Origin of the sequence: Salifodinibacter halophilus (assembly GCA_012999515.1) — a bacterium.
In the GTDB taxonomy this organism is placed as follows: domain Bacteria; phylum Pseudomonadota; class Gammaproteobacteria; order Nevskiales; family Salinisphaeraceae; genus Salifodinibacter; species Salifodinibacter halophilus.
Window position 1 is genome coordinate 678,137 of record JABEEB010000001.1, and the last position, 21,617, is coordinate 699,753.

At 58.7% G+C, this 21,617-nt stretch carries 18 protein-coding genes and 1 other RNA gene; 3 read left to right on the forward strand and 16 right to left on the reverse strand.

The features are described 5' to 3' along the window. Positions 1 to 23: 23 nt before the first annotated feature. The 3 genes from HKX41_03095 to ffs form a co-directional block, all read right to left on the reverse strand. Positions 24 to 347, reverse strand: a complete 324-nt coding sequence (locus HKX41_03095; GenBank protein ID NNC23144.1) for a YbaB/EbfC family nucleoid-associated protein — start codon at positions 345 to 347, stop codon at positions 24 to 26. Positions 348 to 357: 10 nt separating this feature from the next. Beyond that, positions 358 to 2,196, reverse strand: coding sequence for a DNA polymerase III subunit gamma/tau (gene dnaX / locus HKX41_03100; protein ID NNC23145.1), 1,839 nt, complete (start codon positions 2,194 to 2,196; stop codon positions 358 to 360). A 131-nt stretch (positions 2,197 to 2,327) separates the two neighbouring features. After that, positions 2,328 to 2,424, reverse strand: an RNA gene (ffs, locus tag HKX41_03105) — signal recognition particle sRNA small type. Between the two features lie 125 nt (positions 2,425 to 2,549). Here ffs and poxB point away from each other — a divergent pair. Next, complete coding sequence (poxB, locus tag HKX41_03110; GenBank protein NNC23146.1) at positions 2,550 to 4,280, forward strand: ubiquinone-dependent pyruvate dehydrogenase; 1,731 nt, start codon at positions 2,550 to 2,552, stop codon at positions 4,278 to 4,280. A 43-nt stretch (positions 4,281 to 4,323) separates the two neighbouring features. On the opposite strand, the gene HKX41_03115 is transcribed toward poxB, so the two are convergent. The 3 genes from HKX41_03115 to HKX41_03125 form a co-directional block, all read right to left on the reverse strand. Continuing rightward, positions 4,324 to 6,162 carry a glutathione-regulated potassium-efflux system protein KefB gene (locus tag HKX41_03115; protein NNC23147.1) on the reverse strand — a complete coding sequence of 613 codons (1,839 nt, stop codon included), beginning with the start codon at positions 6,160 to 6,162 and terminating at the stop codon, positions 4,324 to 4,326. Positions 6,163 to 6,304: 142 nt separating this feature from the next. Further along, a complete protein-coding gene (locus tag HKX41_03120) occupies positions 6,305 to 6,850 on the reverse strand; it encodes an AAA family ATPase (protein ID NNC23148.1) in 546 nt (181 codons plus the stop codon). Next, the gene (locus tag HKX41_03125; protein NNC23149.1) at positions 6,843 to 7,469 is read right to left on the reverse strand and encodes a nicotinamide mononucleotide transporter; all 627 of its coding nucleotides are present in this window, start codon (positions 7,467 to 7,469) and stop codon (positions 6,843 to 6,845) included. Before HKX41_03125 ends, HKX41_03120 begins: the two co-directional genes overlap by 8 nt. Before the next feature lie 336 nt (positions 7,470 to 7,805). Between HKX41_03125 and HKX41_03130 the strand changes: the two genes are divergently transcribed. Beyond that, positions 7,806 to 8,177, forward strand: coding sequence for a DUF488 family protein (locus HKX41_03130; protein ID NNC23150.1), 372 nt, complete (start codon positions 7,806 to 7,808; stop codon positions 8,175 to 8,177). Beyond that, positions 8,174 to 8,389 (forward strand): acetyltransferase, encoded by a 216-nt coding sequence (locus tag HKX41_03135; GenBank protein NNC23151.1) that lies wholly within the window; start codon positions 8,174 to 8,176, stop codon positions 8,387 to 8,389. The genes HKX41_03130 and HKX41_03135 overlap by 4 nt, the downstream gene beginning before the upstream one ends. A 50-nt stretch (positions 8,390 to 8,439) precedes the next feature. On the opposite strand, the gene HKX41_03140 is transcribed toward HKX41_03135, so the two are convergent. The 10 genes from HKX41_03140 to kdsA all read right to left on the reverse strand — a co-directional run bounded on the left by HKX41_03140 (position 8,440) and on the right by kdsA (position 21,611). Further along, positions 8,440 to 9,738: a BamA/TamA family outer membrane protein gene (locus tag HKX41_03140; protein NNC23152.1), complete on the reverse strand. Its 1,299-nt coding sequence runs from the start codon at positions 9,736 to 9,738 to the stop codon at positions 8,440 to 8,442. Positions 9,739 to 9,961: 223 nt separating this feature from the next. Next, positions 9,962 to 12,223 carry a mechanosensitive ion channel gene (locus HKX41_03145; protein NNC23153.1) on the reverse strand — a complete coding sequence of 754 codons (2,262 nt, stop codon included), beginning with the start codon at positions 12,221 to 12,223 and terminating at the stop codon, positions 9,962 to 9,964. Between the two features lie 99 nt (positions 12,224 to 12,322). Next, a complete protein-coding gene (locus tag HKX41_03150; GenBank protein NNC23154.1) occupies positions 12,323 to 13,591 on the reverse strand; it encodes an aminotransferase class III-fold pyridoxal phosphate-dependent enzyme in 1,269 nt (422 codons plus the stop codon). Between the two features lie 81 nt (positions 13,592 to 13,672). Beyond that, positions 13,673 to 14,836, reverse strand: a complete 1,164-nt coding sequence (locus HKX41_03155) for an isocitrate/isopropylmalate dehydrogenase family protein (GenBank protein ID NNC23155.1) — start codon at positions 14,834 to 14,836, stop codon at positions 13,673 to 13,675. Positions 14,837 to 14,993: 157 nt separating this feature from the next. Then, on the reverse strand, positions 14,994 to 17,024 hold the full coding sequence (locus HKX41_03160) for a TRAP transporter permease (GenBank protein NNC23156.1): 2,031 nt from the start codon (positions 17,022 to 17,024) through the stop codon (positions 14,994 to 14,996). A 91-nt stretch (positions 17,025 to 17,115) separates the two neighbouring features. Further along, positions 17,116 to 18,114: a TAXI family TRAP transporter solute-binding subunit gene (locus HKX41_03165; protein ID NNC23157.1), complete on the reverse strand. Its 999-nt coding sequence runs from the start codon at positions 18,112 to 18,114 to the stop codon at positions 17,116 to 17,118. Between the two features lie 292 nt (positions 18,115 to 18,406). Continuing rightward, the gene (gene tadA / locus HKX41_03170; GenBank protein NNC23158.1) at positions 18,407 to 18,916 is read right to left on the reverse strand and encodes a tRNA adenosine(34) deaminase TadA; all 510 of its coding nucleotides are present in this window, start codon (positions 18,914 to 18,916) and stop codon (positions 18,407 to 18,409) included. 121 nt (positions 18,917 to 19,037) lie between these two features. Next, positions 19,038 to 19,355, reverse strand: coding sequence for a cell division protein FtsB (locus HKX41_03175; protein NNC23159.1), 318 nt, complete (start codon positions 19,353 to 19,355; stop codon positions 19,038 to 19,040). A 37-nt stretch (positions 19,356 to 19,392) separates the two neighbouring features. Continuing rightward, positions 19,393 to 20,676: a phosphopyruvate hydratase gene (gene eno, locus HKX41_03180; GenBank protein ID NNC23160.1), complete on the reverse strand. Its 1,284-nt coding sequence runs from the start codon at positions 20,674 to 20,676 to the stop codon at positions 19,393 to 19,395. Positions 20,677 to 20,777: 101 nt separating this feature from the next. Then, positions 20,778 to 21,611 (reverse strand): 3-deoxy-8-phosphooctulonate synthase, encoded by an 834-nt coding sequence (kdsA, locus tag HKX41_03185; GenBank protein NNC23161.1) that lies wholly within the window; start codon positions 21,609 to 21,611, stop codon positions 20,778 to 20,780. Positions 21,612 to 21,617: the final 6 nt, after the last annotated feature.

Sequence of the window (21,617 nt, forward strand, 5' to 3'; positions counted from 1 at the left end):
CGGCTGCCGGCGCGCCGACACACTCAAAACGGCAAGTTCATACCGGCCGGCAAATCCATGCCACCGGTCATTTCCGACATTTTTTCTTTGCTCGCAGTCTCGACCTTCTGTACGGCGTCGTTGATCGCCGCCGCGACCAGATCTTGGATGAATTCGGTCGATTCCTCGCGCACGCTGTCATCGATAGTCACATTTTTGACACCGTACTTGCCGTTCATCTGCACCTTGACGAGCCCGGCTCCGGCCTCGCCTAGGATTTCCATTTTCGCCAGTTCTTCCTGGGCTTCCTGCATCTTGCCCTGCATTTCCTGGGCTTGCTGCATCATTTTGCCGAGTTGGCCTTTCATCGCGTTCTCGCTATCGGTTGGCCCGGTCGTCGCGGGCGGGTTGGATGGTTTCCGGACGCACGTTAGCGCCCAGCCGTTCTTTCAACCTATTGACGAACGGGTCTTTTTCAATCGCCTCACGGGCTTTGTCATGCGCTTGTTCGACGGCGCGTTGATTGCGATCGGCCGGTGTATCGTTACCTGTATCGGCGATCCGAATCGACAACTCAGGTGGTTGTGCGTCCGGCCCCAGAAAGGCCGCGAGCGCTTCAACCAAGCCCGATCGCGCCGAACCGTTCAATAGAAAGCGCCGTGACTCGGCGAGTATCAACTCGACGCGTTGATCGTCCAGTCGTTCACAAACAGCGTTGGTACCCAGCTGCGCACTAAGCCCCGAGATATCCAGTTTCGAAACCAGTGTGTGCCAATCATCCGGCAACGCCCGGTTGCGCGTGCCGTCAGTCTCGGAGCTGGAATCCACTGCCCCCGGGTCGTTATCCGGCTGCATATGTGCCGTCTCAACGGGGTTCGGCGGTGCCGCAGCGTCACCTTTATCCGTTTCCGATGGCACGCCAACGCCCGCTATCGATGATTCACCAGCATGCTCGGACACCACGTCGGTGGCGGTGTCGGCAATGGCCTCATTCGCCTTTTGAGAATCCGTGGCGGTCTGTGAAGGAGTCGTAGCCGAACTTGGTGGAACCGATTCGGTTTGTTGCCTTTGCTCTGGCTTACCGCCCACCACGGCCGCGTCGCCCAAATACTGTGAGCCGCCGCTCGCGGCGCCCGGAACAAACGCCAACATCCGCAGGATCGTCATACGCGTGCCGACCAACGGATCGGGCGCGTAGACCAGATCGCGGATACCGGCGATGGCGATGTCGTAGCAAACCTGCACGGTGCCGGCATCCGCGCGCAGCGCGGTTTCTTGCCAGACCTGGTCGGATTCATCAACCGGTGCCCCAACAATCTGAATCGTGGCCAACCGCTGCAAGGCCGTGGCGACGGCATCCAACACATAGCGCGTATCAATGCCGTCGGCATAGAGCGCATCAAGCGCGTTCATCGCGGCCGAGGCGTCGGCATCCACCACCGCACCGACCAGCCGCTCGATCCGATCGCCTGCGACCGTACCGAGCATCTCATGGACGGTCGATTCGTTGAGCTGGCCGACGCCGAACGCCAAGCCCTGGTCCACGAGCGATAGCGCATCACGCATGCTGCCATCGGCCGCGTGCGCAATCTGCTCGAGCGCAGCGTCGTCCACGGTCAGTGCTTCGCGCGTGGCGACATGACGCAACTGATTGACAATCTGCGGTGGCGGCAGACGTTTTAGCGGAAACTGTAAGCAGCGCGACAGAATTGTCACCGGAATCTTTTCCGGTTCGGTTGTCGCCAGCACGAATTCGACGCCCGGCGGCGGTTCCTCGAACGTTTTTAACAGCGCGTTGAACGAATGCTTGCTCAGCATGTGCACCTCGTCGATGAGATACACCTTCGTTCGGCCGACTGTCGGCGCGTAGGCGACGTTGTCCATCAACGCGCGGGTGTCATCAACGCCGGTGCGCGAGGCCGCATCGATCTCGATCAGATCGACGAAACGCCCGGCGTCGATTTCACGACAAACCGTACAGGCGCTATCGTCATCGGGACACGGGCGACTGGATACGCCGTGCTCGCAGTTCAGGCATTTGGCGATGATGCGAGCAAGCGTCGTCTTGCCTACACCGCGGGTGCCGGAAAACAGCAGCGCGTGATGGAGTTGGTCATGGTCGAGCGCGTATGACAGCGCTTGCACGACATGTGCCTGGCCGACGATATCTTCGAAACGCCGTGGACGCCAGCTTCTTGCAAGTGGTTGGAAACTCATCGGCACCGTAAAAACTGGACGGTACGCGCGTCGCTTAACGCAGCACGACGCTCCCGACGCGAAATAGTGGCCAAGTCGATAACCCGGTGACCCATGCGCGAGTCCGTGCCAAGCCGTGATCGGGTGGCAGCCTGCGCCAGCGACACTCCGGCGCCCAAACGAACCGCTACCGCTGCTCCCTTCCGGGCCTGACGGGGTTAACGGCTGTTCGTCGCGAAGGCACCGACGCAGACCACCTCTGAACTGCCTATTCTAGCAACTACAATCGACGAACGGTCGCCCCATCGCAATCAATCTGCCGATGTCCACGCATTGCGATAAATTGGGATTGTTCATTAAATCCGGAGATCACCATGGCAAAACCCAACGTCGCCACTGTGCTCGTCGATCTTATCGCCCGCGCCGGCGCAAGTAATGTCTGGGGCTTGCCAGGCGACTCACTGAATGGCGTCACGGCGGCCATTCGCACTGATGAGCGACTGACCTGGCGTGGCGTATGCCACGAAGAAACCGCCGCCCTCGCCGCCTCGGCCGAGGCTGAGGCCACCGGCGGTCTCGCCGTTTGCGCCGGGTCCTGCGGCCCCGGCAACTTGCATCTCATCAACGGCCTGTTCGAAGCCAAGCGCGCTAATGTGCCAATGCTGGCGATCGCTGCGCAGATTCCGTCCAGCGAGATCGGGCTCGGCTATTTTCAAGAAACGCGTCCGCAACACCTATTCACTGAATGCAGCGATTACTGCGAGCTGGTCTCCACTGCTGGTCAATTGCCGGAGGTGTTGACCACTGCCGTCAACACAGCGTTGGCCGAGCATTCGGTGGCTGTACTCGTATTACCCGGCGATGTTGCCCTTGCCGAAGCACCTGTCGAAGCTGCGCATTGGTATCCACCGGTCCCGCCGGTCGTTCGACCACTGGAAACCGAACTCGAGCGCGCGGCAGCAACCATCGACCAGTCGAAAAAACCCGTACTCCTGGCCGGCTACGGTTGCGACGGCCAGCATGATGCCGTAGTTGAACTCGCCGAGCGGCTAAAAGCGCCAATCGTGCACGCCCTACGTGGCAAACAGTCGCTGGAATACGACAACCCATTCGATGTCGGCATGACTGGGCTGATCGGTTTCTCATCCGGTTATCACGCGATGCGTGAATGCGACCTACTACTGATGCTCGGCACTAATTTTCCTTACCGTGAGTTTTTCCCCGACCACGGCAATATTATTCAACTCGATGTTCGCGGCGGACATATCGGGCGCCGCAGCGCCCTGACCCAAGGCCTGGTCGGCGACATCGGCACCACGCTGGCCGCGCTGATCCCCAAGCTCACCGAAAAAACCAGCCGCAAATTTCTGGAGCGTTGTCAGCAACACTACCGCGACACACGATCCACGCTCGACGAGCTCGCTCAACCACGAGCCGACAATAAACCGCTGCATCCACAGTATTTGACCGCTCGCATCAGCGCCCTTGCGGCCCAAGACACGGTATTCACATGCGATGTCGGCACCCCGACAGTCTGGGCAGCCCGCTATATCGGCATGACGCGGGCGCGTCGCTTGACCGGCTCATTCATGCACGGCTCGATGGCGACCGCAACACCGCAGGCTATGGGGTGGCAAGCCGCATTTCCGGACCGACAAGTCATCGCCCTGGCAGGCGACGGCGGCTTGAGTATGCTCATGGGCGAACTGGTCACCCTGGCGGCCGAATCACTGCCCGTAAAAGTAATCGTCTACAACAACGAAACACTGGGCTTTGTCGCCATGGAAATGAAAGCAGCCGGCTATCTCGACGACACCACAAATCTGGCCGAACAGGACTACGCCAGCGTCGCCGAGGCACTAGGCATCCGCGGTTTTCGTGTGACATCGTCGAACAAGATCGACGACACACTAGCCGAGGCATTTGCATTCGAGGGCCCGGCGGTCATCGATGTGAAAACAGCTAAGCAGGAACTGTCGATGCCGCCCAAAATCGAGGCCAAGCAGGCGCGCGGGTTCTCGCTCTACATGCTGCGTGCGGTTATGAATGGACGTGGTGACGAAGTTGTCGATCTCGCGACCACCAATTGGCTGAGCGGGCGATAGCTCGCCGTCAGCCGGCGGTTACGGCCCCCGAGATCGATACCGATCAAGATTTCGACGCCTGACGCATGCGCGTACGCGTGTGCGTATCGCTTGAGGTGGCCGCGTAAGCAGCCTCATCACGTTCGAACTGTTCTTCGAGTTCGGCGATCGCCGCGCGATCGAGCCGCGCTTGGCGCGCGGCATCGTCGGCCAATTGATGATGCTCGCGGAGCCGGGCTTCGTCATAGCGACGAAAGGTTCGGTTCGTACGCTCAACCTCCTCGCCGCCGTAACCGAGTGCCTGCATGACATCGCCGGCAAGCGCCACACTTGCCCGGAATGTTTCGCGGTGGAAAACCGTAACGCCGTATTCGATCAGCTGATACGCATGGCGCCGATCACGTGCGCGCGCTACGATCTTCAGGCTAGGAAAATGCGTCTGGACAACTTGTATCGTGGTCAACGATACCTCCGGGTCATCCATCGCCAGGACGAGCACGCGGGCACGATCGGCGCGAGCTGCGCGCAGCATTTCCACGCGTGACGCGTCGCCATAATAAACCTCGCCACCGAAACGACGTACAAAGTCGACCTGTTCCGGATTGACGTCGAGCGCGGTAAAACCGATTCGTTTGGCGCGCAACAGTCGGGCGATGGTGCTGCCAAAACGGCCGAAACCGGCGATTATGACGGCATGCTCCGAATCGACTGGCGTATCGTACATACGCGCTTGCGAATCGGGCGACTCGAGACGTTTGTTCAACCATGAACTAGCTTTGACCGCGAACGGCGTAAGCACCATGGACAGCGTAACTACCGCCACCAGAAGATCCGCCTCCGGACGCGCCAGCAAGTCGTCCGCCACCGCTGTCGACAGAATCACGAACGCGAACTCGCCCCCCTGACTGAGATAGGCGCCGAGATTGCGCGTTGCACGCCAGCGCAGGCCGTACCGGCGCCCGAGCAACGCCAGCGCGACGCCTTTAATAACCATCAACGCGACCGTTAGACCGATCAATGCAAACGGTCGCTCAAGGAACAGGCCGAGATTGATCGACATGCCGACAGCCACGAAGAAAAGCCCCAACAACAGATCCTTGAACGGATCGACATTGGCTTCCAGTTCGTGACGGTATTCGGAGTCAGCCAGCAGCACACCGGCCGTGAACGCGCCCAATGCCAGCGAGACGTCAACCGCTTGCATGATCGCCGACGTCCCCACAACGATCAGCAACGTCATGGCGATGAATATTTCCTGCATGCGCGTCGCCGCGACCACGCGTAGCACAGGTTTAAGGATATAGTGGCCACCGATTATGAGCCCGACGATCACTAGCGTCGCCGTACCGGTTTTCTCCAGCCCGCCGATAATACTGAGCTGCGACTGGCCAACCGATAATAGCGGCAGAATCGCCAATATCGGAATTACAGCCAGATCCTGGAACAACAGAATCGAGAATCCAGCACGCCCGTGGCGCGTGGCCATTTCACCGCGCTCGGCCAGCATCTGAACCGCAAACGCGGTCGACGACAATGCTAACGAAACGCCAGCGGCAAACGCCGGTGCGGGCGACAAGGCCAGCGCCCAACCGAGAAAAAGTGCCAACACAACGGTTGTCAGCACCATCTGCAACCCGCCAAGACCAAGTATCGACCGGCGCAACGCCCATAACCGGCGCGGCTGCATTTCGAGACCAATGATGAACAACAGGAACACGACACCGAACTCGGCGAAATGCAGAACCTGATCAACTTTGCCGATCAGCCCGAACGCCCACGGTCCGATAACAACGCCGGCCGCCAGATAACCCAGCACCGAGCCGAGCTTGAGACGCTGAGCGATGGTTACAGCGATTACGGCCGCGGCCAAATAAACTGCAATCTGAGTCAGCGACGCGTCCATTGTTTAACTCCGCTCCATAAAACGTGCTGAGCGCACCTTGCTTAAAAGAGTAACCCGCCGCAGCTGATACGTTGCAAGGCACAAGCCGCGAGCACTGGCGCAGCGTCGCCGATCACCAAGATACGACCGTGCCGAATACATCCTACCGAGGCGCCAGACTCGATACACCATGCGTGAGAGCCCGCACAGCACGCTGCTCGCGTATGGCGCCACGGCCGTCGACGGTGACAAATGGCAACCGCTCGCGCGTCAATCTGCGCTGCAAACTGGCCTGAAAAGCGTCACGCATACCGGGTTGAGTCAGACAGCGTTGCGGATCTGACTCGAATGCCAAGTCGGTCGCACAAAGCAGATACAGGCTGAACCGACGGCCGCGCCGGCGTGCAGCGTATCGAACCCAATCCGGACACTGGCCCGGAAACAACCAGTCGGCATAGCAGACATGCAGCCATAGATCGGTGTCGCAGATGACCAGACGCCGGGCGCGACGCGCGGCGCGGTCTTCATTGTCTATCTGGCCGCGGGCAATCGTCGGTAGATCGGCAGCGCGAATATCGCCGTTACGTGCATACCATAAGTCACGCACATACTCCCGCGACCATGGCTCGTGAAAACGCCGCGCCAACGCTTGGGCCAAAGCGGTCTTGCCGGTCGATTCGGCACCGACAATTGCAACACGCTTAGCCAACAGTCGAGGCTCGCATCATGGATCGCCGCCAAGCCCGCCAGCCAGCGACCGCGAGCACAATGTAGAGGATGTACAACCCGACGAAACCGTACAGCTCGACCTGCCAGTACACCACCACGCCGACGACGTTGACGACGAGCCAACCAAACCACACCTCCAGCTTTTTATGCGCCGCCAGTGCTTGTGCGACCAAACCGAAGGCACCGATAAAGGCATCGCGGTACGGCAGCGGATCGGCACCGAAATGGGCCAATCCCACACCCCAGAGCAACGCCCCGACCCCAGCGATGGCCACGGCCACCAAGCGCCCGGTGCCGCTAAGACACGTGACCGGCAGTCGCGTTCGGTGGGCCCCGTACGATGCCGGGTGTGTCCAACACCACCAACCATAGACCAGTGCCACGGCATAGGCGCTTTGCAGCGTCATATCCGCGTAGAGTCGTTGATCGTAGAAAATCCAGGCTGTCAGCGTGACTTGCACGAGCCCCACCGGAAAATTCCATAGCGACTGCCGGACTGCCAGGCCCACGCCCAACAGCCCGAGCACGACAGCGGCAATTTGGACCGTCCCTGCGTCGACGACCATAGCGCCGATCTGGCACAAGATCTCGCTCAACATGGTCGACTCGGGATGGCCTCAGAACAACCGGCGTGGCACACGCGTGTTCTACCCCAGGCCATCGTCGACCCCGCCGCCGGCATGATCTGGTCCAGCTTCAACACCTGTTGGTGATTGCCAAGCGCTAAGACTAACAGGGCCATGACATCTCCTAGCAACTCCTGAGTACCGATGATCGCCCTGCTCCGCAAGAAGCACGCAATCCATGCAGCCATACCAATTGGCGTCCGGGTAACACATCGTTCATCCTCGATCTCAGACGACCGAGGGAAACTACGGTACAACCATGCATTGCCAATGCACGTCATCGATAGCCGTAATGGATGGCAAGTGAGCATGAAGATCCGCCTCAAACGCGCCTATGATGCCGTAGCCGAAGACGATGGGCATCGTGCACTCGTCGACGGCATGTGGCCACGCGGCGTGGCCAAGGCCGATGCCGCACTCGACGAATGGTGCAAGCATATCGCGCCATCGAAGGAACTCGTAAAGTGGTTCGGTCACCGGCGGGCGCGTTGGCCGGATTTTCGCGCCTCCTATTGGGCGGAGCTTGAATCCGCCGACGCCGAAACGCTCGGCCGACTGTGCTCAAAAGCTGCCGACCCCGGCCTGACACTAATTTTCGCCGCGAAGGACACCGCGTGCAACAACGCCGTCGTACTTAAGGAATGGCTAGAAAGCAGCCAACAAGATAGCGATCGACCATGAGCGAAAACCCCGAACACATCGCCGAACATGTGCGTGACACCTGTATTCAAGCAGCCCGCAAAGGCTACGAAGACGCCGCGATGGCGGGACTCTGCGGCGAAGGCGCGCTAGAGGCCGCACTCAGCGCAATCGAAAAACTCGACCCAGCCTCATTGGTCCCAGAGACAACCGCAGCGGATAATACAACCCGCCGAGATTCTGAACAGGAGTAGACGGTGACCGTCCACCTCTGGCCTCCGGATATTTGTAGACACAACCCAGACTAGAAACGATTGCCGAATGTCAGATAGAACAGACCCTGGCTTTCCTTGCTAAAGCCCACATCGGCACGCGCAATCAACGCCTCGCCTAGCGCGATACGGAGCCCAGCGCCGCCGCTGTATTGAATCTCGTTATCGAGCCCCGGATAAACCGAGCGCGACAGATCGTTAGGTAATTTGGATTTATCTAAAAAGACACGGCCAGCCCCGCCAAAGACGGCACCATCCAGGCGCACGCGCCAAATATTGTGGAAATTGAAATCGGCCAGTTTGCGCCGCAGACCGGTTTGCACGAACACGCGCGATTGGCCGCGGAAACGATCGAGACTAAAACCTTCGAGATTGGCTCCGCCGCCGAGCGACGCAAGCTCATAGAATGGCAGATCGTCACCGCTGCCATCGACATAACTCCCATTCAGGCGAAACCCGAGGATATTTTTCCGAGAAAAAAGCGGGTGTGTATATTTTATATCAGCAAGATAGCGCGTATATTTAACGTTGTTCCCAAGCTCGGAACCAACGTGTTGAACCTTGAAAACGTTGTTCCAACCGCGCATTGGCCGTGTCAGATCACGCTGGGTGTTGTAGAAAAGTGACACCGACACAGGACTGTTGGTCCCGCCATGCACGTCGGGTAAATTCGAAAACTCGTTGACCGTCCGCGGCTTACTGCCATCTCTACTGCCACGACTGATGCGCACTTTGTTAAACCCCGCGTCGACAGCCGCCACCCAGTGTGGCGCCAACCTATAGCCGAGCATGAAAAGTGCTTTCTGTGACATCCGCTCGTGTGTGGATAATGCGGCCGGCCCGGCGCCGTTATTACCCAAACCGTAGAAATGCCGGCTCGGCGCCAGTTGATAACCGAATTGCGCCAGCCCAATCCAGCGCTTGGCACCCAACAGATGGGGCGTTCCAAAAGACAGGTTGAATGACGTGTTACCGCCAGACGATTGGGTCGCCCCAAGATCCAGCGTGCGGTTGCCATTGCCGAAGCCGACCACGCTGTATTTCACGCCCAGGATTATCCCATCGCTCGGGTTATAACCGATCTGTGGCAAAACCGCGCTCGAGCTCTTGCTACCCACAGATGCGGGCGCTTCAGGCTCGTCTGTCGGCATGACCCCATTGTCGGGCGGCATTACGACGTCGTGGTGACGAACGTAGCGTTTCTCGTTGTCGATGATCATGATGCGACCGAGATGGCGGCTCAGTTCGCGGTTTGGTCCTGCATGCGCACCAAACGATATGGCACCGATACAGAGGGCAACCGTCGCGAGCAGACAACTCAGAAAACGCATACGTCACCCCCTGGTTCGAAAAGCGGTCTCGCTTTTCGGGTCAACAGACAAGAAAACGAAATTATTCCATGCGAAGCGGCAGCACCGGCCGGTTCGCCGTATCGGCTAACCGGCGCGGCACACTCACTGCTCGTATCCTATTCTCATAAGGCATCATGCGGCCGATCACGATCCGCCCGCTACCGCACTGGTATTTGGCACCATCCAATCATCGGGCATCAAATCACGCGGGCTGATCGCCATCCGGCGCATCGAGCCGACCGGCACCCGATTGCGGCGTAGCGTTCGCGTCCGAGTGCACCAATGCCTCATTACCGAAATAGACCTTTTGGTGCGGCAATGGAATCTCGATGCCAGCCCGGTCGAAATACATCTTGACCAATCGATTGAAACCACGGCCGACAGCCCATTGCATACCGGGCTCAGTAATGATCATGGCACGGATACGCAGCCGATCGGATTCCATTGCCGAGACACCCGGGATGTCGATATCACCGTGGATGCTTGGCGCCAATTCGGGATCGTTTTTGAGTTGTTCGAACGCCTCGCGAAGACATGCAATCGCGGCATCGATATCTGCGCTGAGCGCGATCGCGTATTCCCCGCGCCAGGTCGTACCCGTTCGACTGTGGTTCGACACCACGCGCGCCGACGAAAACGGCACCACGTGACATGCGCCGTCGAGATCCCGGATCGCGACCGAGCGAATTGTCAGTCGTTCGACCGTCCCGAACACGCCGGCTGTGGCAACGACATCACCGACATTCATCGAATTCTCGAGTTGAATGAACACACCGGCGATCACGTCGGCCACCAGATTCTGCGCACCGAATCCGACCGCAAGCCCCAGAATGCCGGCCCCCGCGATCAGCGGCCCAATGTCGACACCAATCTGCGACAGCACGATCATGATGGTCAGCGTGACGATCACAATGGCCAGCACATTGTGCAAAAGTGCGATCAGTGTCTTTTGGCGCGTACTGGGCTCGCCTTTGCCAGTGTGCGGACTGAGTCGGAACTCCAGCAATGCGGAGGTCACGATCCAGATCGAAAGAGCGATCGCTACGATCAGAAGAACCCGGATCGCTGCACCCACCGTATCGGCACCTGACTGACTATGCAGCCAAGCCGAAAAATCGACGATATTCCAAATACCAGCGAACGAACCAATAACGCAGATCACCACCAGCAACTTGGCAATGAAAGCGATTATCGGCACATAGCGATCGATCTGATGCTGCAGTTGCGGCACTTTGGGCGCGGAGCGGTCGCCGAGTTGGCTTGTCACGTGCCGCAAAAGCTCGATGCCAAGGCAAAGCACCCAGCCGACCACCATGACCAGCGCCGTTTTCAATGAAGCCCAAACCACGAACGCGAATGCGTCCGACGTGGGTAGCTGACTGAGGGTGAACACAATGACCAGATAGACAATCGCTATCGGCAGCCAAATGCGTGCGACCAAACGATAGAGGCCACCAAAAATAGCCGAGCGTGCACGCGTCGCCCGCACCGAAAACACGCTGGTTAATATATGCCGATAGCTAACCAGAGCGACAACACTCGTTATAAGCGCCACAGCACAGATAACCAGATAAACCAGCGCCGCCAGTCGCGATGAAACCTGAGTATCCAGCACCGGCACGGCAACCATGATGCCGTAGCCAAGCCAGCTGATCAGCCAGCGCAGGCGAATACTCCACCAACCCGCCAACGTACTAGCCATGGGCAAGGGCCGAAGCGCCGGATAGCCGGTTGAGAAAACAACGCGCACCGCCACCTTCAGCATCTCGACCGCGAAGAACGCATTAACGAACAAAAGGCCGCGCGTAGCCGCCTGTGTGCCGGATTCAGTGACCGTGCCAGCGACTATGGCCCCCACGGCACCCGCCACCGCGACACCAACCACATCAATCAACAATCCGGCTACAACCGCACCACCGCGCCGCGTCCAGATGCCGAGCACGCTGCCTTCGGATTGGTTCGCACGCTCCGAGAGTTTGTTCAGCCAGTCGAATAGTCGCCGAAAAAGGTTCCCTACAATCAACCACGTAGCAAACGTGGCCGCGACAATGATCGCCAGTGTAAACGCGGCGTCGATAAACTTATGCCAGTTGAAAGTCGGCCCGCCCGAGCTTGCCGGGTTGGAAGCTGTCAGCGTCTGCCAAATCGAGACCACACCAGCACCGATGGTGTGAACCCAGCCAGCGCTCAAACGAGCGAGCTGCTGCGACGCAGATTGCGACTCACCATGATCGCTGTCAGCTTGTTTATCGTCTGACGGCGATCCTGATTTGTTAGCACCTTTTTCAGGCTTATGCTGATTCTGCTCCGCTTTTTTCGCAGATGCTTGGTCACTCGACGCCTTCACCGTGGCACCGGTGGCAGCTTGATCGCCCGAGCTTGCAGCCATGGCCACGCCGGTCGCGCCAAACACACCAACAATAACGGCACAAATCGCTGCGAATACGATGCCTCGGATACGCACTATCGGTCTCCGAATTGGAAAATTAAAATCGTTTGAACAAACGAGTAACAGTGGCGCCTCGACGCGCTTTCAAGCCGCCGAGGCACGGCACTGGGTTGATTAGGATGCGGTCGATGCGAGCACACGCTCGAAGATATCGACAGCCTTATCGATTTGTTCGCGATCCACGATCAACGGCGGCAGCCAGCGAATCACTTGCTTGCGCGGCCCACAACGCAGCAGCAGTAACCCCTCGGCTTCACAGGCGTCAGTTATAGCAGTGGCGAGCTGAGACTCGCTTGTACCGCCGGTCTGCTGGATTTCGACACCGAGCATCAAGCCTTTGCCGCGCACATCGGCTACACAGTCATAGCGCGCCGCCAGATCAGTTAGACGTTGGCGTAGATGGGCTCCTTGCGTCGCGGCATTATCGGTTAGGCCTTCTTCTTCGAACACATCGAGTGTCGCCAAGGCCGCTGCGCAAGCAACCGCGTTACCGCCGTAAGTGCCACCTTGCGAGCCTGGCCCACCGCGCGCCATCGTCTCATTCGACGCTGCAAAAGCCGACAACGGGAAACCGCTGGCGATCCCCTTGGCGGTTACGACGATATCGGGCTGGACGCCGAAATGGCTGTGGCTCCAGAACTGGCCCGTGCGGCCATAGCCGGCCTGGACTTCGTCCACGCCGAGCAACATGCCATGGTGGCTGCAGCGCTCACGAAGCCCGGCCATGAAACGTGTATTGGCCGGCACGAAACCACCTTCGCCTAGCACTGGTTCGATGAACATCGCCGCCGTATCCGAGGGTGCACTGCAAGTTTCGAGGATACGGTCCAGTTCACGCAGACAAAAATCCGCTGCCTCGTCTTCGCTCCAGCCGTAATAAAACGCGTGCGGGAATGGCGCCACGACGACTCCACCCATCAATGGCTGCAAGCCGGCACTGTAAGCGGTGCCCGACGAGGTTAGCGACGCCGCTCCCATGGTCCGGCCATGGAAACCACCTTGAAAGACGATGATGTTGGGCCGGCCAGTGGCGTGACGCGCCAATCGCAATGCGCCCTCAATGGCTTCGGTACCAGCGTTGGCATAGAACAGCGTATCGATGTCCCCCGGCATCAGCGCACCGAGCCGCTCGGACAGCTGCATAAGCGGTTCGTGCATTACGGTGGTGTATTGCCCGTGGATCAGCTTGCCGACCTGTTCTTGGGCCGCGGCGACAACTTTCGGATGACAGTGGCCAGTGCTGGTTACACCAATTCCGGCGGTAAAATCCAGATAGCGCTGGCCGTCGCTTGTATAGAGATAGCAGCCTTCGCCATGCTCGACATTGACGCCGGTCGCCTGCTTGAGAAGCGGTGATAGATAGCCCGGATGCGATCCTGTCATCGATCTCGTCCTTCTATATGGAATATTTTTCTTTCAGTGTACGCGAACTTGTCCATACCTGCTCCGACACAACTTCGCTGATCAGCCAAGGGCCTCGACAACGGCTGTACCAATGTCGTCGGTGGCACGCGGCGCGCCTTGCGCCCCGGTACCGCCCATCGCAACAACGTGTGCCACAGCCGAATCGAGCCGACGGGCGGCCTCACGCGACGCCGAGTCAACCTCACCCATCCAGTCCAACATCATGGCCGTAGTGCGCAGCATGGCAGTCGGGTCAGCCTGGTTACGGCCAGCAATATCCGGGGCGCTGCCGTGGGTTGGCTCGAACATGGATGGCACGCTGCGATCGTCGGGATTGATGTTAGCCGAGGGCGAAACGCCCAGGCCACCGCTGATGGCCGCTGCCAAGTCGGTCAGGATGTCGCCGTGAAGATTAGACGCCACGACCACGTCGAACTGCCACGGCGCCTGCACAAATTTCATCGCTGCGGCATCGACAAGCTCATGACGTGTCGCAACATCCGGATATTCGTCGGCAATCGCGTTGAAGCGTTCGGTGTAGAGATCACCCCAATATCGCTGGGCATTGCGTTTGGTGATCAGGCACACCTCAGCGTGGCGGTTGTCCTCGCCGAACGCGCGCGGACCAGCGCCATCTCTGCGATCGGCCGCACGCTGACGCGCACGCTCGAATCCAGCTCGAATTAACCGGTCCGTGGCCTGGCGGGAAAACACAGCGAGTTGGGTCGCAGTCTCACGCGCGCTTCCGGGCGCTAACCGCCCGCCCTGATTGACATATTCGCCTTCGCTATTCTCCCGCAGCACAATGAAATCGGTCTCACTGGCCCGTGCATCCGCTAGCGGCAACTGAGTTCCCGTCAACGGTCGACACGGTCGCTGACAACACCACAAATCGAAATATTTGCGAATTCCAAGCAACGGCGCCAGTGATTCGGCGTCGGATAACACCCGGCGATCAGGGTCACTGGTAGGGCCTGGATCGCCGAGCGCACCGAGCAATACGGCATCAAATTCGGCCAGTTGGCTAAGATAGTCATCAGGGGCCATCCCCCCGTTGGCGGCCAACCAAGTATGCGACGGCCATTCGAATTGCGTGGTCTCAATCGACAGCCGCTTATCGCTGTGCGTCAACGCACCTAGCACACGCTCTGCTTCGGCCACCACTTCCGGGCCGATACCGTCGCCTGGACACACTGCAATCCGCCAATTCCGGTCGGTTGTCATAGCCCTACTCGTTTAAATGTTCGGAAAAAGTACTGGCCAAGCTATGCCTGGCATTCAATCCAACTACAGTCGAGGATGCCCGCGCCATCTCAACCGCACCATGATAGCGACTATAGCGCTCACGACACGGAATGGCACCTGCAACGTTTGCCACAACTCAAGCGCCGGCCTGGACTGCGCTCGGCGCCGACGGTCCTCGACCGGCACGCCAGATATTGTAGAGGACCACGGTGGCGAGTAACGCGAGGCCAATGACATCGCCTTCCCAGCCCGGCTTTAACGTCAAGATGGCCCCGACAAGCGCCAGTCCGCGCTCGATCCACCCCATATGGGTTTTCAAAAATCCCTGCGTCGCTGCGACAAAGCCAAACATGCCGGCGAGCGCCGTCACGAGTACCCAAAGGCCGTTGTACCAGCTACCGATATCGATCAACAGCAACGCCGGATTGAAAAAGAAAATAAACGGCAGAATCACAGTGCGCAGATCGTAGGTGAAACCCTGAACACCGGTGGCAATCGGGTCGGCGCGCGATATGGCCGACGCCGCATAGGCGGCCAACCCAACCGGTGGCGTATCGTCGGCCAAAATGCCGAAATAGAACACAAATAGATGAATCGCGACGAGCGGCACTGCTATGCCGGATTGGTCGGCAAGATTCGCGATGACTGGCGCCACCAGGGCTGCCATAACGATGTAGTTGGCCGTCGTCGGCAGACCGATCCCTAGAACCAAAGACGTGATCGCAGCCAGAATCAACACGATCCAGATACTGCCCCCGGAGACCGTGCCAAGAATCTGGGTCAGACCGTAGCCCAGATTGGTCATGGTCACCATGCCAACAATAATTCCGGCTGCCGCGGTGGCAACGGCGATGGTGGTCATGTTGCGAGCGCCGATCGCGAAGCCATTAAACACGTGAACAAGGCCCTGCCACAGGCCGAGGATAATGCCGCGTTGATCGCGCCAACCGCGATATATCTCCTGCAGCAGGATCAACCCGATTAGCATAAAGGTGGCGTTGAGTGCGCTGCGGGCGGGCGTAAGGTGGACCCACATGAGTTCATAGAGCAAAAACGCAACCGGCAGCAGATAATGCACGCCTTTGAAAAAGGTCGGCCAAAATGCCGGCAGCTCAGCTCGTGGCATGCCTTCGAGCCCCAACTTGAGGGCTTCGAGGTGGACCACGAATAACAAACCGATATAGGTCAGCGCCGCCGGGACGATCGCGTAGGTAATAAGCTCCGAGTACGGTATATTGAGAAACGTCGCCATGATGAACGCGGCCGCACCCATGATCGGCGGCATGAGTTGGCCGTTGACCGAAGCTGCAACTTCGATCGCACCAGCTTTCGTCGCCGGGTAGCCGGTGCGTTTCATCAACGGAATCGTGAACGTGCCGGTAGTCACTGTATTGGCTGTCGACGACCCCGAAATAACGCCAGTCATCAAACTGGCAACAACCGACGCCTTGGCCGGACCGCCGCGATAACCACCAAGCCCGCTGTAGGCCAGATCCACGAAATATTGGCCTGCCCCCGCTCGATCAAGCAACGCGCCGAATAAAACGAACAGGAAAATAAACGTCGCGGAGACCTGGATCGGCGTGCCCCAGATCCCCTCTGTCGTCACATAAAGTTGCTGGACGATTTGCGACCAGTCATAACCATTGTGCAGATAGATGATGTCGGGCGGCTCAATCGGAATAATGCCGGCCGGGCCCAGCGCGCCATAAATAATCGTGATAGCGGTGATGATGGGCAGCGCGAAACCGACGATACGTGTCGCCGCCACAGCCAGAAGCACGAGCAACACGGAGCCGATCCAGACGTCACGCGTGATCGGCACGCCCCCTTGGACGGCGGTCAGGTTGTAGTAATCAAAGAATACGTAGAGCGCTGAAGCAACCGCGACGAGCGCTAGCAGCCAGTCATACCACGGAATCCGATCAGTGGCGCCACGCCGGTGCGGATAGGCGAGAAACGCTAGTGCAAAGCCGAACGCCAGATGGATCGAGCCGACTTTCTGCGGGTTCAGTGTGCCGGTATAACTCGCATAGAGCTGAAAGAGGCTCCACGCGACAGCGATTAGCGCCAGCAACCAGCGCTGCCAAGCCGCGCGCGGCTGACGATCGCCGCGGTCGCTCGCTTCGATATTGCTGGCTGATTCGGTATTTGGCATCTCGCCCATCGAACAAACTCAACTCGTACGAATCAAAAAACCCCGGCCGAGACCATCGACCGGGGCCGAGGACCGGCCAACTTGACGCGGTCCTTTCCAGTTAAGCGGCCGACGGTTTCACATCGTCCGGCACTTTGATTCCGTGCGACTCGAAGAACGCCACCGCGCCGGGATGCAGCGGTATCGACATTCCCTTAAGCGCCGTTTCCAGCTTGAAGAATTTCTTTAAGTTCGGATTCTGAATATCGTTATAGAACGCGTCGATATTTTTATCGAATACGACATTCATGAACTGCTTGACCGTTTTCTTCGACAGGTCGGCGGTGGTCAGAAGCATGGCCTTAAGCGTAACCGCGCGCACATCGTTATCCACGCCCGGATACGTGCCCCCGGGAATGGTCACACCAGTGTAGAAGGAGTACTTATCGTGCAACTGGTCTATTTTGGACTGCGGCAAGCTCACCAGCTTGATGGGCGCGGTCTGGGCGGCTTCGGTGATCGCTGACGCACCCAGGCCGACGCTATAGAACATCGCATCGATCTTGCCATCGCGCAGCAGGCCAACCGCATCGCCGGAGCTGCCACGCACTGGTGACTTCAGATCATCGAGGCTCAGGTCATAGGCCGCAAACAGATGCTTGACGTCCTGCTCGGTACCGGAGCCGATATCACCGACGTAGACGCGTTTATTCGCCATATCGGCAATGCTATCGATGTCGGCATCCTTGCGCGCCAGAATCTGAATGGTCTCCGGATAAAGGACCGTGACACCGCGAAGGTTCTTAATGGCGTTGTCCTGGAATGCCTGGATGCCAGCGCCATGATAGGCGTAATAAGCCACGTTATTCTGGCTGATGCCCATCTGAAGCTGGCCTTTACCGATCGCCCGGCAGTTATAGACCGAAGCGCCAGTGGAGCGTGCATTGGCACGAATCGGCACGTCAGCCTCGTTGACGATTTTCGACATGCCAACCGCGGTCGGATAGTACAGTCCGCTGGTCGACCCGGACCCCATGGTGATAAACGTTTTGGCCGCCGCCATCGAAACTACGCCGAAAACGAGCGACACAGCGAGTGTGATCTTGAGACATCTGAACATCATGGCGAGGCGTTCTCCGGTTACCGCGAGACAGTTACGTGCGAGAGGCTAGCAGTATCAGTGGCTGACACAACCTTAGAATCGACATCAATTGGTCGCATTCGCCATCGAACGACAACCCGACATCCGACCGGCTTGGCAGCTTCCCCCGTATCTGACGCAGCCAATGCATACGGCACTTCACCGTGTGTGGCGTACTTATCGCCGAAGGTATCACCTGCGACATGCTTGGCCCCAGCGACGGTTTTAGGCCAATACCGCCAAGACAACGATTCGCCGGGATGTACACCATTCACGAAGACATTTCGTCAGCCACCGATCGCTCGCAATCGTCAAACTGACTGCATGAGACACCACTGCGACGCGCCCGAAAGAATGAGCGCAATAAGTGCCGGCTTGCATCGGCGCCCACGCCGGCTTCGACGGCAACTCGATGATTCAAGCGCGGTTCGCTTAAGACGGAAAAAACGGACTGCACCGCGCCGGCACGCTCGTCCAACGCACCGAACACAACCCGCGCCAGCCGGGCCTGAATGATCGCCCCCGCGCACATCGCACAGGGCTCAAGCGTGGTGTATAGCGTGGCGCCCGGCAAGCGATAGTTACCGGTGCGCGCGGCAGCATCGCGCAACGCGCCGATTTCGGCGTGCGCGCTCGGATCAGTCGCACCGATCGGTTGGTTGCGCCCCACGCCAATAACGCACTCGTCACGCACCAGCACAGCCCCCACCGGCACTTCGCCGGCTTGACCTGCGCGACGCGCTAAATCAAGCGCCTCGTTCATCCATTGTTCGTCAGTCATGAGCTACGGACAGGACCGTTTTATTACATATAATTGAGGCGCAACGATCATACCGGCTTTGCCAATACGACGGCCGTTGAGAGTCCGGTATATCAGCGCGGCGATTTAGTCAATAACGATGTTATTTCTGGTCGTCCTGGGCCAGCTCGGTGTTCCGACCATCTGCTTTGTCGGCCGTCAGAAAAAATGTCTCGTTTTTCCCAACCATACCCATTTCGTGACGCGCCAGTCGCGCCACACCAGCGGTACCATTTTTCAAATCGCGAATGCGGGCGGCCAGTTGCTGGTTGTCAGCACGTTGCTGTTTGTTCGACGCTTGAATGCGATCGAGCCGATTCTGGAGGCGTTGCACCTGCCCGAGGCTGCCCTCGCCGATCCACAGTCGATACTGCAAGCCGGCCAAAACGACAACCAGCACGATTAGTATAATCCGGCCCATGATCGGTTGACGCGCCGCGCCGTGGGGTTGCCCACCATTAGCCGAACGGTGCAAATGCGTGCCACCCCGGATAGCTCGCGCTGGTGCCAAGCTCGGCTTCAATCCGCAACAGGCGGTTGTATTTGGCCACGCGATCCGAGCGTGACAATGAGCCGGTCTTAATCTGCGTGGCGTCGGTCGCTACCGCCAGGTCAGCAATGGTCGTGTCCTCAGTCTCGCCGGAACGGTGCGACACGATCGAGCTATATCCGGCTTGAGCCGCCATGTCGATAGCCTGTCGCGTTTCGGTCAACGTCCCGATCTGATTGGGCTTGATCAAGATCGAGTTGCCAATACCACGCTCAATTCCCTGGCCAAAGATGCGGGTATTGGTCACGAACAGATCGTCGCCGACGAGTTGCGTTTTATCGCCAATGCGAGCGGTGAGCTTGTCCCAGCCATCCCAGTCGGACTCGTCCATGCCGTCTTCCAGGGAAATAATTGGATATTTTTCAACCAGGTCAGCCAGATACTCAACAAACCCATCGGCGTCGAATGTCTGCCCTTCCGATGCCAGGTGGTAACGGCCGTTGTCACAGAATTCGCTGCTTGCGGTGTCCAACGCCAACCAGACATGTTCACCCGGTTTGTAACCCGCACGCTCGATGGCTTCGACAAGCGTGTCCAAGGCCGCGGCATTGGACGGCAGATCGGGCGCGAAGCCTCCTTCGTCGCCGACGGTCGTCGCCAGGCCACGTTCACCAAGTAATTTTTTCAGATTCTGGAAAACTTCGGCGCCACAACGAAGCGCGTCGGAGAACCGGTCAAACCCGGCCGGCACAATCATGAATTCCTGAATATCAACGTTGTTCGAGGCATGCTCACCGCCGTTGATTACGTTCATCATGGGAACTGGCAGCTGGGTACGCTGCCCGCCACCGAGGTAGGCATGCAGCGACTGACCCGCTTCGCTTGCTGAAGCGTGGGCCGCGGCAAGCGAAACACCGAGAATGGCGTTAGCACCGAGGCGCGATTTGTTATCGGTGCCATCCAGCTCGATCATCCGTTGATCGAGTCCCGCCTGATCAGTTGCATCGAGGCCTTGCAAAGCCTGGGCGATCTCGCCGTTAACACTGGCGACAGCCTGCGACACACCTTTGCCGACAAAGCGTGACGCATCGCCATCGCGTCGTTCGTTGGCCTCGAGGCTTCCGGTCGACGCGCCAGACGGCACCTTGGCACTGCCCACAGCACCGCTGTCAAGCGTAACCTCCGCAGCCACAGTCGGCGTGCCGCGTGAATCGAGTACTTCAAAGCCCTTAATGCCGGTGATTTTGGCCATGTCGTCGTGTCCTTGTCGGTTCAATCCGATTTATACGCTATCGCAGCTACAGCCGCGACAAGCAACGAAAAATTTTATTTGAGTACGGGCGAGGATACGCATCACACTTCCGGTCCGATGACGCCGGCTTGTTTGACGACGTTATCCAACTCGACAAGCGTGGTCAGCAACTCCCGCATCTTCGCGAGCGGCCAAGAATTGGGGCCATCGCAAAGGGCCTCGTCAGGACGCGGATGCGTTTCCATGAAAAGCGCACTGACGCCAGCCGCGACCGCTGAGCGAGCCAAAACGGGAATGTGCTCGCGCGCGCCGCTGGACGTCTTACCCGCCCCACCCGGCAATTGCACCGAATGGGTCGCGTCGAATACGACCGGCGCGCCGTGGTCGCGCATCATCGCCAATGAACGCATATCAACCACGAGATTATTATATCCGAAGGCAAATCCGCGCTCGCAGACCAACACCGATTCACCCCCGGCCGCTCGAGCCTTGGCGACGACGCTCGCCATTTCACCCGGCGCCATGAACTGCCCTTTCTTGATGTTGACCGGCCGGCCGCTGGCCGCGGCAGCCTGGATCAGATCGGTCTGACGGCATAGAAACGCCGGAGTCTGCAGCACATCGACGACGTCGGCGACTGGCTCGATCTGCTCACGTTCGTGAATATCGGTCGTTACCGGCACACCGATTTGACGCTTCACGGCCTCGAGTGTTTTCAAACCGGCATCGAGGCCCGGACCTCGATAACTGTCATTCGACGAGCGATTGGCTTTGTCGAACGATCCCTTGAATACGTAACCGATACCAAGATCACGGCAAATCTCGGCAACTTCGCCAGCGACTTCAACAGCCAGGGCCTCAGATTCAAGGCTGTCCGGCCCGCTGATAAGACATAGCGGCTGATCGACGTCTACGTTAATACCAGCAACATTCATGGTGAT

Coding starts and splice junctions, on each gene's coding strand:
- HKX41_03165 (NNC23157.1), bottom strand. CDS start 18,114: ATGTTCAGATGTCTCAAGATCACACTCGCTGTGTCGCTCGTTTTCGGC.
- eno (NNC23160.1), bottom strand. CDS start 20,676: ATGGCCAAAATCACCGGCATTAAGGGCTTTGAAGTACTCGATTCACGC.
- HKX41_03095 (NNC23144.1), bottom strand. CDS start 347: ATGAAAGGCCAACTCGGCAAAATGATGCAGCAAGCCCAGGAAATGCAG.
- HKX41_03175 (NNC23159.1), bottom strand. CDS start 19,355: ATGGGCCGGATTATACTAATCGTGCTGGTTGTCGTTTTGGCCGGCTTG.
- HKX41_03135 (NNC23151.1), top strand. CDS start 8,174: ATGAGCGAAAACCCCGAACACATCGCCGAACATGTGCGTGACACCTGT.
- HKX41_03115 (NNC23147.1), bottom strand. CDS start 6,162: ATGGACGCGTCGCTGACTCAGATTGCAGTTTATTTGGCCGCGGCCGTA.
- HKX41_03150 (NNC23154.1), bottom strand. CDS start 13,591: ATGACAGGATCGCATCCGGGCTATCTATCACCGCTTCTCAAGCAGGCG.
- HKX41_03160 (NNC23156.1), bottom strand. CDS start 17,024: ATGGGCGAGATGCCAAATACCGAATCAGCCAGCAATATCGAAGCGAGC.
- tadA (NNC23158.1), bottom strand. CDS start 18,916: ATGACTGACGAACAATGGATGAACGAGGCGCTTGATTTAGCGCGTCGC.
- dnaX (NNC23145.1), bottom strand. CDS start 2,196: ATGAGTTTCCAACCACTTGCAAGAAGCTGGCGTCCACGGCGTTTCGAA.
- HKX41_03130 (NNC23150.1), top strand. CDS start 7,806: ATGAAGATCCGCCTCAAACGCGCCTATGATGCCGTAGCCGAAGACGAT.
- HKX41_03125 (NNC23149.1), bottom strand. CDS start 7,469: ATGTTGAGCGAGATCTTGTGCCAGATCGGCGCTATGGTCGTCGACGCA.
- kdsA (NNC23161.1), bottom strand. CDS start 21,611: ATGAATGTTGCTGGTATTAACGTAGACGTCGATCAGCCGCTATGTCTT.
- HKX41_03155 (NNC23155.1), bottom strand. CDS start 14,836: ATGACAACCGACCGGAATTGGCGGATTGCAGTGTGTCCAGGCGACGGT.
- poxB (NNC23146.1), top strand. CDS start 2,550: ATGGCAAAACCCAACGTCGCCACTGTGCTCGTCGATCTTATCGCCCGC.
- HKX41_03140 (NNC23152.1), bottom strand. CDS start 9,738: ATGCGTTTTCTGAGTTGTCTGCTCGCGACGGTTGCCCTCTGTATCGGT.